Below are 17,114 nucleotides of genomic sequence, written 5' to 3' on the forward strand. Positions count from 1 at the left end.
TTACAATAAGGAGTTGGATTATATAGAGTAGAAGTATTAGAATCTTTAGAGTAGGAATTTAAGAGAGGAGAATGGGAAGGATTGAGGGGGTGGAGGGAGGAGAAAGGATTAGAATCTCGTCTAAGATAGTGGGGGAAAGAGTGCATTAACTCTATATTTTGCATAGGAGTTTGGTTCAAATCAGTTAAAGCTTTACAAAGCATTTCTGATTCTTGTTCATTAATCTCTCTCAGTTCGCTATAATTATTTTTAATCAAATATTCATTGATTTGATTAATTTTATCTTGATATTGTTGTGATAATTTATCTATTGTTTCGTTTTGTGCTTTAGAATTGGCTAGTTGTTTGTCTTCTTCTTTAAAGATTGTATCATTAATGATTCCTGCGATTAATGCTCCTGCAATAGCCCCTACAATCGTTCCAGCAATAGGAAATGCAGAACCCATTGTTGCACCTGTGGCTGCACCTACACCCATACGAGTAAGGAGGGATATGCCTGTTTTGACTACGAGGGTGGAGGTTGTAATTTCTCCAATTATAAATCCCACACCTGTCTCTATTGCAACCCTTTTATTACTTTTTCCCTCAATTTTTCCTTGAAAAAAGCTTAAAATTCCTCCATTCATTTTTATCAGTGTTCTTGCTGATTTTTGTCCCCATTTTCCAATATTTTCCTGTTTAAAATATCTATCTAATTCATAAACAGCATATCCTTGCGTAACCGCAATCCCATAAGTTACTACTTCCCCACACATTTCTAAATCTTTGCGATTGGTAGGAATCTTCTTGAATTCACTACAATGACATTCTAAACCTTTGTAAATATTTTTATTTTCAGTCATTAATTCCTCTCCTCTCGAAGCTTGTCTAGTTTGTTAAAATCAATATAATTTTTTTTAAAACCATTAATTGCGTTTGTCTTTTTAAAATATAAATATGTGTTTTTATCTGCCTCATAGAGATAATTTTCAATATAAGGCTGTATAATGTTAATTGCTTCATCTATGTTAGTATGAAAATCAGCAAAACAATAAAATGGTAGTATTTCTCTGGAAATTTTATAGATTCCTATTGTATCGTTAATATCCAATCCTAGACTAGATGTAATATCTTTTGTCAAATAAAATGTCCCTAAAGGCAAGATAATATTTTTTCCTATATGCTTCTTAATAACAAGGTTATTTTTTGTAAAATAGAAAGATTTTAGATTGAGATTATAAAGGATTTTAGTTGTAAAAAAAGATATTGCAAATACAAATACTGCGAATATTAAAATATTTTTGATTTCTATAATATTTTCAAATGATACAAATTTATAAATAATCCAAACTGAAAATAATATATACAACATATAAAGTCCATAAACGCATAGATAATTTAAAAATATCATATTTGTTTTTTCTTTCTTCAACTCCCACACAATTGCATCACTATTAGAATCTAGTTTAATATCAGATTCTATGCTGTTCTTAGAATTTTGATTTGCTAGTTTAGGATTCGTGCTAGGTTCTAAATCTTTGAATTTTGTGTTATTATTTATTTCATTCATTAATTTCCTTTTAGCCTTTGATTATTCTAGCAAATTTTTTGCTTCTTTAGTGCTTTTGGATTCACATTCTATAATTGTAATCTTGCATTAGAGATAAGGTATCTTTTTGTTACACCTACTAAGATTCTAGCTCCAAGAGCTATGCCTAATCTTGTAGCTATTTTTGTGGCAAATATTTTTCCGACTTTGCTACCGACATAAGACATTATAAATTCAATTATAGCTTCACTAACTGCTCTACTATTATCCTTTCCCTCTGCTTTTTTAAAGATAGCTTAAAATTCCAAAGTTGCCTGTAAGTTTGACCCAATATAGTCCATTTATTCCTTTTGATATTTTTTGAGTTTTCATATATTCTTCTAATACACTCATTGAAGCTGCACCTGTTATTATCATAGAATAATTAATAATCTCTCCTGTATATCCGAAGTCTTTTATATCACTCTTTGCTATATTTCATAAGACAATCCACAATGTAAGACTTAAGCAACAACATAAGTTCTTTGATGTTTGTTTGGTCGGCGTCTATAAAAGAATAAAATTCCATAGAAAAATCCATTGACATTATGTGTGCATCATACACAGGTTGTATGACCATAGTAGATTCAGATACAAGAAATGTTCCCAATGTCATTCTTAAATCCTTGCCTATATGCTTTTGAATCACAGGTTCTTTATTGGTAAGATAGATAGTTTTTAGATTTAAGGAATCAAATATGCTTTTTCCTGTCCATAAAATTCCAAACAAAGGGAATAGACAAAGAAAAACAACCTTCCATATATCAAAATTTGAGCTTATGAGCAATATGAGATTCGTATTTGATTGATAATATGAGTGGCTTTGGATTCCATATAAAAGCATTACAGACAACCCATACCTTTTACAAAAAGCCTAAATAAACATTGTAGCATTTGTTATTAGTGAGTTTTGGTCATATAACAAAAGTTTGAAATTAATCAAATGAAGAATCCATAGCTTAGAATTTTGGGATTCCAAGCTATGGTTTAATACTATTTACGCACTTAGAAGCTTATTGATAGTTTGCGCACTGAAGATTCCCTTTTTAAAGGTATCTTCTTTTGAAAAACTAAAGGGGTCAAACATTAGACGATTCATTTTTGTTAATTCGTCAAATTGATTCCAAGCGGATTCCATTTTCTCTTTCATTTCTTCTAGCTTTTTGAAATTGTTTTCTAAAGCATTCCAAATCTTAGAAGTTTCTGAACTGATGCCATTTGTAGCAGTCTGCAAAGAGCTTAAACTAAAAGAAATATTCACTTCAAGTTTTGTAGCATTGGCAAAAGGAACACGCTCAAACAAGCCTGTGATTCCATTGCCAAAAGCCCCCAAAAGCGCACTTTGGCTATTTTGTGCTGTAATAGAAACTTGCAAGTTAGAGATAGAAGCTCCAAGGCTTTGATAGGTTTTGCTACCAATTTGTGTGCCAAGACTTTGAAGAGCATTCAAGATTGAATCATTTTGCGCTTGATTTTGCACTGCTTCATCTTTGATTTTTTCACTCACTAAATCAATATGATGAATTTGTCCGCTACTTCCATCTTCTCGCACATAATCTGCGGTTTTTTGTTTAATTCCTAACAAATCGCCATTTTCTCCCCTCATCATCTCTTGACTTTCTTGGGCGTTAAGATAAATCACTCCGATTCCCTTTTCGCCCAATCCTACGAGTTGCCCTTCGCCATTTTCATCAGGTGTCCAAATTCTTAGTTTATCATAGATTGGGTCTTCTTTGTCAATTTTGCCATCGCCATTGGAATCATAAACGCTTAAATCTTTGAATCCATCGCCACTTTGTGTTCCAAAAAGCTCATTGCCATCGTTGATTTTGCCATCGCCATTTTTATCAAGAGCTAAGAATCCAGAACCTTTTTTAAGTGTTGAAATTTGGTCAGGAGTGCCATCACTATCCAAATCAAAGCGCATTTTTGTATCACTCAATTCTGTGCCACTGCCCTCATAGTCAATTACGAGAGGGTCAATAACCTTTTTATTCACGCCTTGAGGAATGTTTTGTGTCGCATTAGAAGTATTAACGCTCAAATTTTGCATAAAGCTTTGAGAGACGCTAATGCTCAAATCTAAGTTTTTTGACACCCCATCACTGCCTACGATTATGCCTGAAATAGAGATTGAAAGGCTTTGTGAAAACCCTTGAGATAGGCTGATTCCGCTTCCTACTATTTGACTTGCGAAATTTTTGTTATACAATAAATCTGTCATTGTAATCGTAGCATTTTGTGATGTGCTTGAAGCATTGCTTGGGAATAATTGTTCCCATACTTTCATCATTTCATTTTGAATCTCTGAAACTTTGCCTAAAGCTTTATTTAGAATCGTTTTTTGAAAATCTCCTAAACCATCGGTATTAAGGCTACTACTAGCTAAAATACTACTAGTTTGTCCTTTTGCGTCTTGGTTGATTGTTGATTGTGGAACTCTATTTGCTTGTGTGTTAGTAAGCTCTTCTTTAACGGCACTCCATTGCGTGGTGGTATATGAGGCTTGCAAAGAAGAGAAACTTAAACTTGCTTGCATGGTTTCTCCTTTAATTTTGAAATTTAACATTGACTATATCGGCTATTTTTTAAAAAACTAAAATAAATTTTTTGTAAATTTTTTCACTTTAGAATCCAATTTTAAAATATTTAAGCATTACAAAAATGACTTAAAGTATTTATTTTACGATATTTATAAATACAACTCATAAAAACAAAACTTAAAAAAAATTTTTAATTGTATAAGATTATATTAATTAAAGATTTATTACAATTCTGCCATTCAATTTTTCAAAGGAGAATCAAATGTCTTACACACAAGATGTCATTCAAAAAGTCCAAAAACTCTATCCTGACCAAGTGGAGTTTCATCAAGCAGTTAAAGAAGTGTTAGAGTCTATTGAACCTGCATTGCAAAAAGATAAAAGATATGAATCTTATAAGGTTTTAGAGCGAATCGTGATTCCAGAGCGTCAAATCAATTTTCGCGTAACTTGGGAAGATGACAAAGGAGAAATTCAAGTCAATCGTGGCTATCGTATTGAATTTAGCTCATTATTAGGACCTTATAAAGGTGGTTTGAGATTCCACCCTAGCGTAACAGAGGGCATTATCAAATTCTTAGGATTTGAGCAAATCTTCAAAAACTCTTTAACCGGACTTGCTATGGGCGGTGGAAAGGGCGGAAGCGACTTTGATCCTAAAGGCAAAAGCGATAGAGAAGTTATGCGATTCTGTCAAGCATTTATGAATGAGCTTTATCGCCATATTGGGGCGCACACTGATGTTCCTGCGGGAGATATTGGAGTTGGAGGACGCGAGATTGGCTATTTGTTTGGACAATACAAAAAACTAACAAATCGCTACGAGGGCGTCTTAACAGGTAAATCTCTCCTTTGGGGTGGTAGTCTTGTGCGCACAGAAGCTACGGGTTATGGAAGCGTATATTTCGCGCAAGAAATGCTAAAAAATAGCAGTTTTGGTGGTTTAGAGGGTAAAACTTGCCTTGTTTCTGGTAGCGGAAATGTCGCAATTTACACCGTGGAAAAACTCCAACAACTCGGCGCAAAACCTGTAACAATCAGCGATTCTAAAGGTATGATTTATGATGAAAATGGCATTGATTTAGCATTGCTTAAAGAAATCAAAGAAAAAAGACGCGAAAGTTTGGAATCCTATGCAAAAGAGCGCGGTAGCGCGAAATGGACAAGCATCAAGGAATATCCAAGCGATCATAATCCATTGTGGGCGATTCCTGCGTTTGCTGCATTCCCAAGTGCAACACAAAACGAAATCAACGCAAAAGACGCGGATAATCTACTTAAAAATGGTTGCAAGTGCGTGAGTGAGGGAGCAAATATGCCTTCTACTATTGATGCGGTGCATAAATTCTTAAATGCAAAAATCTGCTATGGTCCGGGCAAAGCAGCAAATGCTGGTGGCGTAGCAACGAGTGGGCTTGAAATGAGCCAAAACGCCTCTATGACAGCTTGGACTTTTGAAGAAGTAGATCAAAAATTGCACAATATTATGAAAAATATTTATGCAAATGCGAGTGAAACTGCAAAAGAGTTTGGAGATCCTACCAACCTCGTGCTTGGCGCAAATATCGCAGGATTTAGAAAAGTTGCAAACGCAATGATTGAGCAAGGTTTATAATCTTGGATTGTAAAAGATTAGAATCTTTTGAAACATTTTAGAATCCTTGTCATCCTCCTTTTCTTATGGAATCTCCCAATATTTGCGGAGATTCCAACTTTTAGTCTTTATCAAGAGAATTGTATTCCACCGCAAGAATTTCCACAATTTGTAATGAGTGAAAAATTTGATGGTGTGCGTGGAATCTGGAATGGTAAGATTCTGCAAACCCGCAAAGGCAACAAAATCCAAGCACCAAATTTTTGGCTTACGAATTTCCCTCCTTTTGTGCTTGATGGAGAATTGTGGCTCACACATCACAGCTTTGAAAAAACTTCAAGCATTGTAAGGGATTCTATCCCAAACGAAGAAGAATGGGAGAATCTCACCTATCAAGTCTTTGATGTGCGTGGTGTTTGCGATTCTTGCACACTCACAGAGCGTTTGAAATATTTGGAGGAATACTTAAAAGACTTTCCTAATGCGCATATTAAAATTATTCCGCAAATCCCCATACAAAGCCACGAACATTTGGAATCTTATTATCAAGAAGTTTTAAAAAAGGGTGGCGAGGGGATTATTTTGCGTAAAAATTCCAATCTCCAAATAGGTTATAAACTCAAACCCTTCACTGATGCTGAATGCGTCGTGCGAGACTACACGCAAGGCAAAGGCAAACATTCTGATAAAATTGGCGCGATTTGGTGTGAAGGTGAAGTTTTGGGTGAAAATAAGCAATTCAAGATTGGTTCAGGCTTTAACGACAAAGAACGCGCAAATCCTCCAAAAATCGGGACAATCATTACTTATAAATATCAAGGTTATACCAAAAACAAACTTCCGCGCTTCCCGGTGTTTTTACGAATCCGAGAGGGTGGAATCTAAACTAGATTTGCAATCATTGAAATTAGATTTGCAAAATTCCTTGCATTTTCAAGGCAAAAATTTAGTAGAAATTATGTAAAATAAACTTTTTAATGTCTTATGTCTTAGGATTGTTTTTGAGAATCAAGAATTTTTTATTTCAAAGCTTTGCGCAAATCTTTTTTCCTATTTTTTTGGTTTTATTCTTTATTGCTTCTGTCGTGATTTTTATCCGCGTTGCAAGTGTTACTTTTGTGGTAAAAATCAGCTTTTTTGAATTGCTTTCTCTTTATTTTTACACGCTCCCGACAATGATTTTTTTTGTGATTCCTCTTAGTTTTTTTATCGCTTGTGCGATTGGGCTTTCTCGGCTTAGTTTTGACTATGAATTGCCTGTTTTGTTTGCATTAGGAATGAATCCACAAACCCTTGTTAAGATTTTTTTACCCATTGCATTCCTTGCAAGTTTTAGTTTGCTGATTCTCTCTTTAGTGCTAACACCTCTTAGCGATATAGCATATCGGCAGTTTTTAGAGGAGCGCAAAAATAGTATCAATATCAATTTACAAGCGGGTGAGTTTGGTCAAAAGCTTGGTGAATGGCTAGTTTATGCGCAAGAAAACAAAGAAGACGAAAATGTTTATGAAAATATTGTTCTCCTCTCTCTCGCCAAAGAAAACAAAGAAGACAAGGGGTTAATCTTCGCCAAAGTTGCAAGAATCTCTAACAATAATGGCGTCATGGAAGTAGTATTAACCAATGGCAAAGTTTATCGCAAACCGAGAGATGAAATTGAAAAAATTGGGTTTAACGAGTTGATATTGCGCAATGCAATGAGTTCTTTGGAGAGTTCGGAATTAGGGCTTATAGAGTATTGGAAAAGAGCATTTTATCCCAACAACCGACAAGAAAAGACAAAAAGAAATCTTAGTATGTATCTTTTGCTTTCGCTTTTTCCGCTGATTAGCCTTTTTTATTATCCTTTTTTGGGAATCAAAAATCCTCGCTACCAAAAAAACTACACGATTTTGCAATCTATGGCAATCGTGGGTGCGTTTTATGCACTCATGTATTTGTGCGCGAATTATATTCCCTTGTTAGGTTCTGTTGTCTTACCATTTCTTTGGGCTTTTGGCGGTTATTGGCTGTATCGGCGTTATGTTACAAGATTCTATTAACAAAACAAGCTATGGAATCACAATCTTTTAAAGAATCCCTTAAAATCGCAATGCGCATTGCTTACAATGGCGCAGCTTTTTGCGGATTCCAAAGCCAAAAAAGCGGTTTGGGTGTAAGCGATACGATAAAAGCTGCTTTGCAAAGCATTGGAATCTTTAGCGAGTTTGTGGGAAGTGGGCGCACAGATAAAGGTGTGCACGCTAGTGCGCAAGTGATTTCTTTAGAGATTCCTTATTATTGGCATGATTTAGTTCTTTTAAAAACACATTTAAACACAAAATTATCGCCTTATGTTAGGATTAAACAGATTTGGTTTGTCCCGCAAGATTTCAATGCACGATTCTCTGCTAAAAGACGCGGATATTGCTATGTGTTAAGCAAACGAAACTCGCCTTTTTTAAATAGCTTTAGTCTGCCCTATTCTATCAAGAATCCAAAATTACTAAAACTTGCTTTAGAAAATTTAGTTGGCACATACGATTTTGGGGCTTTTATGAAAAAGGGCGGTTGTGGAGATAACACCAAAGAATCCCAAATGCCTACAACCAAAAGTGTGCGCACGATTTATCAAGCCAAGTTAAAAGAAAATGAATGCTTTTGGGTTCTATCGTTTTGGGGCAATGGGTTTTTGCGCTCACAGATTCGTTTGATAGTTGGATTCCTTTTAGAGATTGATAAAGGGAATTTGAGTTTAGAGGAGCTTAGAATGCAGTTAATGGGGAAAGAAATTTATAGAATCCCTGTCGCACCTAATGGTTTGTTTTTGACGCGCGTTGATTATTGAGGCGCGAAAGATTCCATTATAGCAACAAAAGAAATAAACTATGGAAGAAAAAACGATATAAAAGATGATGAGATTGTGTTTGAAGTAAAGCATAATGTCTTTATATTGGATACTTTGGTTCAATATCTTTTGCTTTTATTTGGAATCGCAATTTTAATCTTGCTTTTTTTATCGCATCTAATGAAATGGCGTTATTATTGTTGAGTTCATAATACTTTTTGCGGTGATTCTTTGGGCTAAAGCACTGTTTTATCGTCGCAAAAACAAAATCTTTATCACGAATCGTGGAATAAGATTTGAGCGTAGGTATTAGTGGAGAATCCAAAGGGGATTTTTTAGATTCGGAGAAGTTGGAGTGGCAATCTTCAGCCTTGAAATACCCCAACAAAATGCTGAAGCTTTTATTCTCTATCCTTTTGAATGCAAATGCCCAAAAAGAATCATCTTCCTACCAAAGCAATACCAAAAAATCATCATACAAGGCAACGAATACGCTATTAGGCGAGAAATGCTTACCTTTATCCGCCATAAAACCAAAGAATCCTTAGAATCCAAAGGCAGACAAATCAGCATTCAAGAATTAAAAGAAAAAATCAAACACCTAACACGCAAAAATATTTAATATCAAAACTTAAATTCGTTGATTTTGTTTTCCATTTCTACCGCTCTGCCCTCTAATTCATTGGAAACAGATGAGATTCTATCCATTTCTTCCGCGATTCCCTCTAAATTTTGATTCAACACTTTGTTGTTATCCAAAAGCATTTCTGTGTCTTTACTTAGTATAGAAGAGCTATCAAGGGTTTCTTGCGCCAAAGCACTAATCATCTTAATTTTTTCTACCACAGAATTAATGGTTTCTTGAATCGTTTGGGATTCATCAACGATATGATAAAAGCTTTTCGCATTTTGTGTGATTTGACTGCTCACTCCATTAATGGATTGCACGATTGTATTAATAATCGCATCAATCTCGTTTAAAGATTTTTGCGTTCTCTCTGCAAGTTGTCGCACTTCATCGGCAACAACCGCAAATCCTCTTCCATGCTCCCCTGCCCTTGCCGCTTCAATCGCAGCATTGAGTGCTAAAAGATTGGTCTGGGAAGCAATATCATCAATCGCACCCAAAATTCCTTTGATGTTTTGCGCCTCTTTATCCAACAACGCAACATTATGCACCAAATCTTCTTGCAATTGCGCATCTTGTGCGATGTTTTGTGTGAAATCCATAATCACGCCCGAAGCACTATCTAATTCATCTTTTGCAGCCAAAATATCCTGCATAGTCGCATTGGTTTTTTGAATATTATCTGCAAGTTCTCTTTCTACTTCTTTGCCTGTTGCTTCTGTTTTACTAGAGAGTTCAAATCCCTCTTGTGTGCGCACTAAAACTTCTTTGGCACTGCCAAGTAGATTTTTTGAAGTTTGCAGATTCTCTTTGCTTTGTGGAGCTAATTGCAAGAAAATCTGCCGAATCGCAATAAGGAAATCATTAATCGCTTGATGAATCACGCCAATCTCATCGGAATTTTTTTCAATCACCAAATCCTTACTAATATCTTTCGTATTTTTTAATTCAACTAGAAACTTACGCATTAATCGGATTCTAAAGGTAATGCTATGGGCAATCAAATAACCAACCCCCAAAGTAACCAACACGACAATACCTGCGATGCTAAGCATGAGCCAAAAGCTAAAGAAGCTCGCCTTTTCAAGCTTTGTAATTTGGTCAATCAAGCCTTTTGCAAGTCTATCTTCCACATTTTTTAATAAATTAATTTTTTCTGTAATCGTGCCAAACCAATAAGTCGCCTGAACTCCAAATCCCCCTTCCATAAAATGTTCCATTGCGATTTTACGCATTCGTTCTACTTCTGAAAAACTTTTGTCTTCTGTCATTTTGAGGTAATACTGATAATCTTTTGGGTTTGCATATCGTTTAAAATCTTCAAGGAAGATGTTTTGCGCTATGGTTAAGGCAATAAAACGATTGTAGATTCCATTAGCAAATTTATCCGCGCCAAAAGTATTAGAAAGCACGGCGCGTTCTTGTCCGGCATTTTCTTTGGCATTAAGAAAATTCACATAAGCTACGAGATTCCTTGTGATTTGGTCGTTTGTGCTGATATTAATAATCTCCACGATAGATTGGATATTTAAAGCAATCGTGCCTGTATAATACCCCAAAACATCGCCCACTTTTACATTTAGCGTATCCACACCTTGCCGAATCTCATTAATCCTATCAATTTGTTGCAGAGAAGATTTCAAGGAATCTTGTATGTTTTGAGGATAAGTGTGCAAATCAAATTCCGCTAAAAAACCATGCAATTCTTTGATTTTTTCATCACTTAATGTGCGTTGTTTTTGCAATGCTTCTTTGAAATCTTTGCCTTTTGAGCCCAAAAATCCTGCGGAAGTGCCTCTTTCTTTTTGCAACTCATGAATCACGAGAGAAATTTTTGTCGCCAAAGTTACCCCGTGCTTTAACAACACAGACTCCTGCGCAATCTGGTAACGCTCACCAATCAAAACCACAGAAAACACAATCAAGGTAACTAAAGGGATTATCATTAAACAGATTAACTTCACCCCCACTCTAAGATTATTGAAAAACGACATATTTTCCCCTTTTTATGATGAATCCGTATTAAAATCTTCCGCGATTCTTTGTTGTCTGAATTTGAGTAATTTTAAAATGTTTTCCTTAAAAATAAAATAATAATCTTACGATTCCTAAAACTCTTTGGGTGTTTTTAGCAAAATTTCTATACAATATATTTCAATATTTCACATTTAAAAACAACCCTTGCTACAAAGGACTAAAATATGAAAAATTCATTATGGATTAAAACCGCATTGGTAGGATTCTCACTAACTGTGTGCATACTCTTTAGTGCGTGTTCTTCCACTGCGCTTACTAACCGCTCACAACTTATGCTACTCAACACGCAAGAAGAGATTGCGCTTGGCGAACAAAGTGCTAAAGCGGTTTTAAAGGAATCCAAAATCAGCGACAACAAGCAACAAACGCAAATGATTGAACGCGTAGGAAAAAGAATCGCAAATGTGGCGGAGCGTCCTGATTTCGCTTGGGAATTTTATCTCCTAGAAGACGCGCAAGTCAATGCATTTTGTTTGCCCGGTGGTAAGGTGTTTGTCTATACAGGAATTATGCCTTTAGTCGCTAGTGATGATGAACTCGCTGTGATTCTCTCGCACGAAATCGCACACACGATTTTGCGACATGGGGCAGAGCGTATGAGTATGCAAACTCTCCAACAAATCGGCGGGGGATTGCTTGGCTTGGTGATTGGCTCACAAGCTCCGGAGTTTAGTAATTTATTCAATCAAGCTTATAGCATGGGAAGCAATGTGGGCATAATGTTGCCCTTTAGTCGCTCACACGAGCTTGAAGCAGACAGGGCGGGAATTATTTTAATGCAAAAAGCAGGTTACAATCCACAAGCTGCGATTAGTTTTTGGCAAAAAATGTCTGCCAATAGCGGAGGGAGTTCCTCTGACTTCCTCTCCACGCACCCTAGCGATTCTAAACGCATTACAGAAATTCAAAAAATCCTAAACGAAAATGGTAACAATCCATAAATTTTAATTGCTTAGCGTCATTGCAAGGATTCCGCAAGGAAAATGTTGGCGACTAAAAAGTGCGTTACTGCGTCATTGTGAGACTTCATAAGCAATCCGCCCTACGCCCCCCATTTACAAAGCAAAGCCAAGAAACATTCACATAGGGATTCCACTTCGCTAATGCACACTCGCTCATTGATAGAATGAATCGTATCGTTGCACACGCCGCATTCTACGACACTCACGCCATATTCAGCGAGATACCTCGCATCACTCGTGCCACCGCTCGTGCTAAGAATCGGAGCGAAGCCATTTTGAGATTCTAACACCTCAACAAGCCTTTGCACAATCTCGCTTGTTTTATTAGTTAAAAATGGCTTGGAGCTTTGGTTTAATTCCAAAGAATGCGGAATCTTGGCAAGTAAACCTTCTAAATATTGGCGCAAATCTTCTAAACTTGTTTTTGTGGAATTGCGCACATTAAACATAATTTTTAAATCATTGGGCGTAACATTCACAACTTCCAATCCCCCGCGAATATCTGTAACGACGAGCTTACTAGGTTCAAACTCTGCACTACCATTATCCAAATCCCACCCGGCAATTTTTGGCAAATAAGGCGCGATGAGTTCCACAGGATTCACGCATTTTTTGGGATAAGCGACATGCCCTTGTTTGCCAAAAACTTTTAAGATTCCATTGATAGAACCGCGTCGCCCAACCTTAATCATATCGCCAAACTTCTCTACGCTTGTAGGCTCTGCCACCACCGCGAAATGTGGCAACAAATCACGCTCCTTAAGGCGTTCTAAAACATATTTTGTGCCAAAAATCGCCGCGCCCTCCTCATCACTTGTTAAAAGCACAGATAAGATTCCATTAAATCCTTGTGTTTGGGTGTTTGTATCGTGATTTTGCAGAATCGCGTTTTCCTTAGATTCCTTAAAATCTCGCGCCAAAACACAATCCACAAACTCCCTAATTGCACAAACAAAAGCACTCACGCCCGCTTTCATATCTTGCGCACCTCTACCATAAAGAAATTCGCCTTTGGTTATTGGGGTAAAAGGCTCACTCTCCCAACCCTCTCCCGGAGGCACAACATCAATATGCCCTGCAAAGCATAAATGAGGTTTTGCCAAATTCTCTTGCAACCCCTTGGAATCCTCACAGCTGTTGGAATTACTTGTATTTGGATTATCTTTACTTGGATTTTGAAGCTTACTTAAATCCTTGTAAAGAAAAATATTTTTTACACCCTCTTTGTCCAACTCTAAAACTTCAAAATCATACAAAATTTCTTTAATATACACATAGATTCCGCATTCTTGCGGGGTGATAGTCGGATAAGAAATAAGCTTTTCTAAAACCTCTATGGCATTTAATGTATTAATTCGTGTTTGCATTGGAATCCTTTAGAAGAATCTTTATAAATTGTTAATTCTATGCAAAAATTATACTTAAATTTACCCTTGATTCTGCTAACCATTCTATATGAATTACTTTTCCCTTATAATTCACACAATGGCAAGGTAAGTCCTAACCGTCCTTACCACCATATTCCCAATCTCACATAACCTGTATGGGATTGGATTTTGTTTCCCAAGATTCCATTGTAGTTGAAAGAAAGTTCTGCATTGTCCAAGATGGCATAGGTAATTCCTAAATTGGTAAAAGCAAAATAATCCGAGGTCTTCACTTCTTCATTTAAAGGAAACCCAGCAGCTAATCCTCTAACCTTTCCGTCTTCATAGAGATTAACATAACCTCCTAAAGAAACATTGTATTTCACCATTGGATTTGCAGCCCTTTGCCACCTTAAAGCGGCAATCATATCAACAAAGTTTGTATCTTCAGAATAATAATGCTCTTTGATATTTCCATAATCTAGCGTGTAATTCTCCATACTAATCCCTTGATAAACTAGTCCAATCTCTGGAGAAAGCACGGAGTTATCATAGATATTATAAATATTTGCTCCCACTTTGGATTCTATACCATAACCTATGCTTTTTGGCTTTGCTTTTGTCTCTCCCCCTTCATAACCTCTATTTATTTTAGATTCGCTTTTATCTAATTTCGCATTTCCTGATAAATAATACTCCACTAATCCTTTTCTATAAAAGACATTATAATAAGAAACTCCTACAAGAAATGAAGTATCATTAAAATCTAAATCCCCATTAAAAGAAGCACTACTAAGACCTTTATCTGTTCTTTCGTATCCAAAAAATGCCCCTACAATCCCTGCATTATTGTCTAAAGGCATTTGGATTCCAGCAAGAAATCCTCTTGTATGCCCTTTTATATCCCCACCTCCTATATCAGAAGAATCATAAGAGAAATAAGGTGCAATAAAAGTATAATATTCCCCTCCACTTTTATTAGCAATAAAAATATCGTCTAGTTCTCGAATCAAATCTTCATCACTCCAAGTTTGCGCGGTAGATTCTGCATTCTCTGAAAAAATCATATCTTGAGCAAGTGAAGCATATTTTTCTGACTCATTAAGATTATAAAATTCCAAAGATTCAAGATTAGATTCTTTGGAATTAGAATCTTCAGAATCTATTAGCTTCTCTATATCATTTCCAAATTTTGTTTGAAAGTTTTTAATGCTAAATTCTTTTAAAATAGAATTGGTTCTAATATTCCTTAATCGGCTATTGGCGATAATAGATTGAGAGATTGTAGAACCAGAGAGAGCAGAGGTGTCAAGCGTAAGACTTGTTGCTTGTCCTCTTTTGGCATAAAAGTCATTTAAAAGCACACTTGTATTTTTAACAAACACGCTATAATTACTCTCTTGTCCATTTTCATCTAAACCTAAAATACAATTTTCACAATTATTGGCAACATTAATTCCCTCTTCTTCAATCAAATCTTCTAGCATAAGTCCCTCTCGCTCAACTTGAGCAGTGATTTGCTTGATAAAGATTCCACTTGTTACCCCAGCACTGACTTTTGGCTTATTGAAACGCATAGGAGAAATGTTTTCAATTGTGATGGCTTTTGCGGTATTATTAGTATTTTCAATATGCAAGCCATTTGCATTTAAGCCAATATTTCCTGCAGAATTAAGTGTAATCCTACCATTACCACTATTTGTAATTCCCCCCGCAAGTGTGCCTGTATTGTTTAAATGGGTGATTGTGCCGGAGTTAGCAAGAGTATCAGTAATTGTGCCGCTATTAGAGAGACCAGAAATAGTGCCGCTATTAGAAATTGCATCTATTCTTCCATTGTTATTGTTGAGATTCCTTATTGTGCCTTGATTGGTGATTCCACCTGAAATAGTATTGGAAGCTAGAGTATTGATATTTCCACTATTAGTAACTCCGCCATTGATAGTTGTTACACTAAGCGTATCCATTCTGCCATTATTGGTAACTCCATTATTAATGGTGTTTGCAGTTAGGTTTGTGATTGTGCCGCCTGTATCATTAGTGATTCCATTAGCAATAGAATTTAAAGAAAGGTTGACAATCGTGCCACCATTAGAGATTTGATTAATCGCGCCATTGGTGGAATCAACATTTTGTATTTGACCATTGTTGGTAAAAGCATCTATAGAACCTTGATTAGTGATAGTTTTAATTGCACCATTTGTTTCATTGGTGAAGTTATCAATTCTTGCATTAGTTCCACTATTAGTAATCCTTTCAATTGTTCCAGAATTATTTAGAGTTGTAATCGTTCTTGAATTATTAATACCATTGATATTGCCTCCATTATTATTGGTTAGAGTTGTGATTATTCCTTGATTATTGATTCCTGCATTAGTTCCGCTGATTGTGCTTGAATTGGTGAGGGTGGTGATAGTGCCTGTTGAGTTATTGAGGATTCCATTACTACCACCTGTAATTGTGCCACCATTAGTAATACTACCAATACTTGCATGATTTTCAATCCCCATTTTTACCCCACTGATTATGCCTGAATTTTCTATGACATCAATACTATTAGTATTGACTCTACCAAGAAAAATTCCAATTGTTGAACCAACAATATTTCCACTCCCACCATTTGTAATTTTAGCTATATTATTATTACCATTTTGATGCAATATGATTCCGCCTTCAGCTCCATTACTCCCCAAAATTGTTCCCTCATTGGTTAATTCTTCGATAGAAGTAGAGCCATTAAAAAGAATTCCACCAGACCTACTTCCGTTATTGTTCCCCTGAATTGTTCCTTTATTGGTGACAACTCTTAGCATAATATCCCGAACTATCAAGGAATTTTTACCTGAACCTGTGGTTACACTTGCACCTTGTTGGATTTCAACTTCTGCATTATTGGGTACACTAGGAGAGCTTGTATTGCTTAGTGTAACTCCAGATTCTGTTCCTATGGTGCATTGATTTCCATTGCAAGTATAAGCATAGGCAGAAGAAGACAACAATACCGCCGCACAAATGGTAGACAATCTAAAGTGTTTTGGAAGAATGGGGATTTTGGATTGGTTTTGAAGATGAGATTGAGAGGATTTGCTATTTAATCCTGTAAATGCCCCCCCCCCCCGACAGATTTATGTGATTTCTTTGACATAATTTCCTCCTTTAAAAAACTTAACATTTAATAAGTTATAATACTATTTTCATTAGATGAAACAAAGAGTATTCAAAGAATTAAGTCAGTTTTTATGTTTTTATTACAAAAAGTAACAAACCCAACAACTACAAGAATGTGAGAAAACCATAAAAAGACTATTTCGCATTGCTTATTTTTATGTTATATATAGTTTATCCATTTGGTAGATGGACATAAAAGGTTTTATAGCCTTGCGTTGTGAAATAAGCTCGGTTTCTCTTTTGGAGGAGCTGGGCTTTTTTGGGCTATTTAGTTGGGAGAGGGCAGACTTCACAACACAAGGAGTCCATAATGAATACCCTAAACACTTTCATTATGGTTGTCGCAATCATCACTATGCTTTTTAGAGAAGAGATAAGAAGATTCTTGTTTTAATCCAAAAAGTAAGACAACCGCCTTCTA

Annotated in this window: 14 protein-coding genes; 7 read left to right on the forward strand and 7 right to left on the reverse strand. The window is 35.9% G+C overall.

The window, feature by feature from the left end:
• The 4 genes from LS69_RS02995 to LS69_RS03010 all read right to left on the reverse strand — a co-directional run.
• Positions 1-842 (reverse strand): hypothetical protein (locus LS69_RS02995; RefSeq protein WP_202978659.1); only part of this gene is annotated, 842 nt, incomplete at its 3' end.
• Positions 842-1,549, reverse strand: coding sequence for a hypothetical protein (locus LS69_RS03000; protein WP_138121966.1), 708 nt, complete (start codon positions 1,547-1,549; stop codon positions 842-844). The genes LS69_RS03000 and LS69_RS02995, both read right to left, overlap by 1 nt.
• 439 nt (positions 1,550-1,988) lie before the next feature.
• Positions 1,989-2,183 (reverse strand): hypothetical protein, encoded by a 195-nt coding sequence (locus LS69_RS03005; RefSeq protein ID WP_138121968.1) that lies wholly within the window; start codon positions 2,181-2,183, stop codon positions 1,989-1,991.
• 381 nt (positions 2,184-2,564) lie between these two features.
• Positions 2,565-4,106, reverse strand: a complete 1,542-nt coding sequence (locus LS69_RS03010; RefSeq protein ID WP_138121970.1) for a hypothetical protein — start codon at positions 4,104-4,106, stop codon at positions 2,565-2,567.
• A gap of 266 nt (positions 4,107-4,372) precedes the next feature.
• On the opposite strand from LS69_RS03010, the gene gdhA reads away from it, so the two are divergent.
• From gdhA to LS69_RS03035, 5 genes are all read left to right on the forward strand, one after another.
• Positions 4,373-5,725, forward strand: a complete 1,353-nt coding sequence (gene gdhA / locus LS69_RS03015; RefSeq protein ID WP_138121972.1) for an NADP-specific glutamate dehydrogenase — start codon at positions 4,373-4,375, stop codon at positions 5,723-5,725.
• Between the two features lie 27 nt (positions 5,726-5,752).
• Positions 5,753-6,589 (forward strand): DNA ligase, encoded by an 837-nt coding sequence (locus tag LS69_RS03020; RefSeq protein WP_275050954.1) that lies wholly within the window; start codon positions 5,753-5,755, stop codon positions 6,587-6,589.
• Between the two features lie 116 nt (positions 6,590-6,705).
• The gene (locus tag LS69_RS03025) at positions 6,706-7,746 is read left to right on the forward strand and encodes an LptF/LptG family permease (protein WP_138121976.1); all 1,041 of its coding nucleotides are present in this window, start codon (positions 6,706-6,708) and stop codon (positions 7,744-7,746) included.
• Positions 7,710-8,531 carry a tRNA pseudouridine(38-40) synthase TruA gene (gene truA, locus LS69_RS03030; protein ID WP_238699090.1) on the forward strand — a complete coding sequence of 274 codons (822 nt, stop codon included), beginning with the start codon at positions 7,710-7,712 and terminating at the stop codon, positions 8,529-8,531. The genes LS69_RS03025 and truA overlap by 37 nt, the downstream gene beginning before the upstream one ends.
• Before the next feature lie 355 nt (positions 8,532-8,886).
• Complete coding sequence (locus LS69_RS03035; RefSeq protein WP_138121978.1) at positions 8,887-9,153, forward strand: hypothetical protein; 267 nt, start codon at positions 8,887-8,889, stop codon at positions 9,151-9,153.
• A 2-nt stretch (positions 9,154-9,155) separates the two neighbouring features.
• Here LS69_RS03035 and LS69_RS10775 read toward each other — a convergent pair whose 3' ends face one another.
• A complete protein-coding gene (locus tag LS69_RS10775) occupies positions 9,156-11,153 on the reverse strand; it encodes a nitrate- and nitrite sensing domain-containing protein (RefSeq protein WP_238699093.1) in 1,998 nt (665 codons plus the stop codon).
• A 207-nt stretch (positions 11,154-11,360) separates the two neighbouring features.
• On the opposite strand from LS69_RS10775, the gene LS69_RS03045 reads away from it, so the two are divergent.
• Positions 11,361-12,137, forward strand: coding sequence for a M48 family metallopeptidase (locus tag LS69_RS03045; protein WP_138121980.1), 777 nt, complete (start codon positions 11,361-11,363; stop codon positions 12,135-12,137).
• Between the two features lie 101 nt (positions 12,138-12,238).
• Here LS69_RS03045 and dapE read toward each other — a convergent pair whose 3' ends face one another.
• Together dapE and LS69_RS03055 are read right to left on the reverse strand one after the other, a co-directional pair.
• Entirely contained in the window at positions 12,239-13,525 is a 1,287-nt protein-coding gene (dapE, locus tag LS69_RS03050; protein WP_138121982.1) for a succinyl-diaminopimelate desuccinylase, read from the reverse strand.
• Between the two features lie 143 nt (positions 13,526-13,668).
• Positions 13,669-16,548, reverse strand: coding sequence for an autotransporter outer membrane beta-barrel domain-containing protein (locus LS69_RS03055; RefSeq protein ID WP_138121984.1), 2,880 nt, complete (start codon positions 16,546-16,548; stop codon positions 13,669-13,671).
• Between the two features lie 404 nt (positions 16,549-16,952).
• On the opposite strand from LS69_RS03055, the gene LS69_RS11050 reads away from it, so the two are divergent.
• Positions 16,953-17,087, forward strand: coding sequence for a hypothetical protein (locus tag LS69_RS11050; protein WP_275050955.1), 135 nt, complete (start codon positions 16,953-16,955; stop codon positions 17,085-17,087).
• Positions 17,088-17,114 lie beyond the last annotated feature (27 nt).

Source organism: Helicobacter sp. MIT 05-5294 (assembly GCF_000765675.1).
Taxonomy (GTDB): domain Bacteria; phylum Campylobacterota; class Campylobacteria; order Campylobacterales; family Helicobacteraceae; genus Helicobacter_D.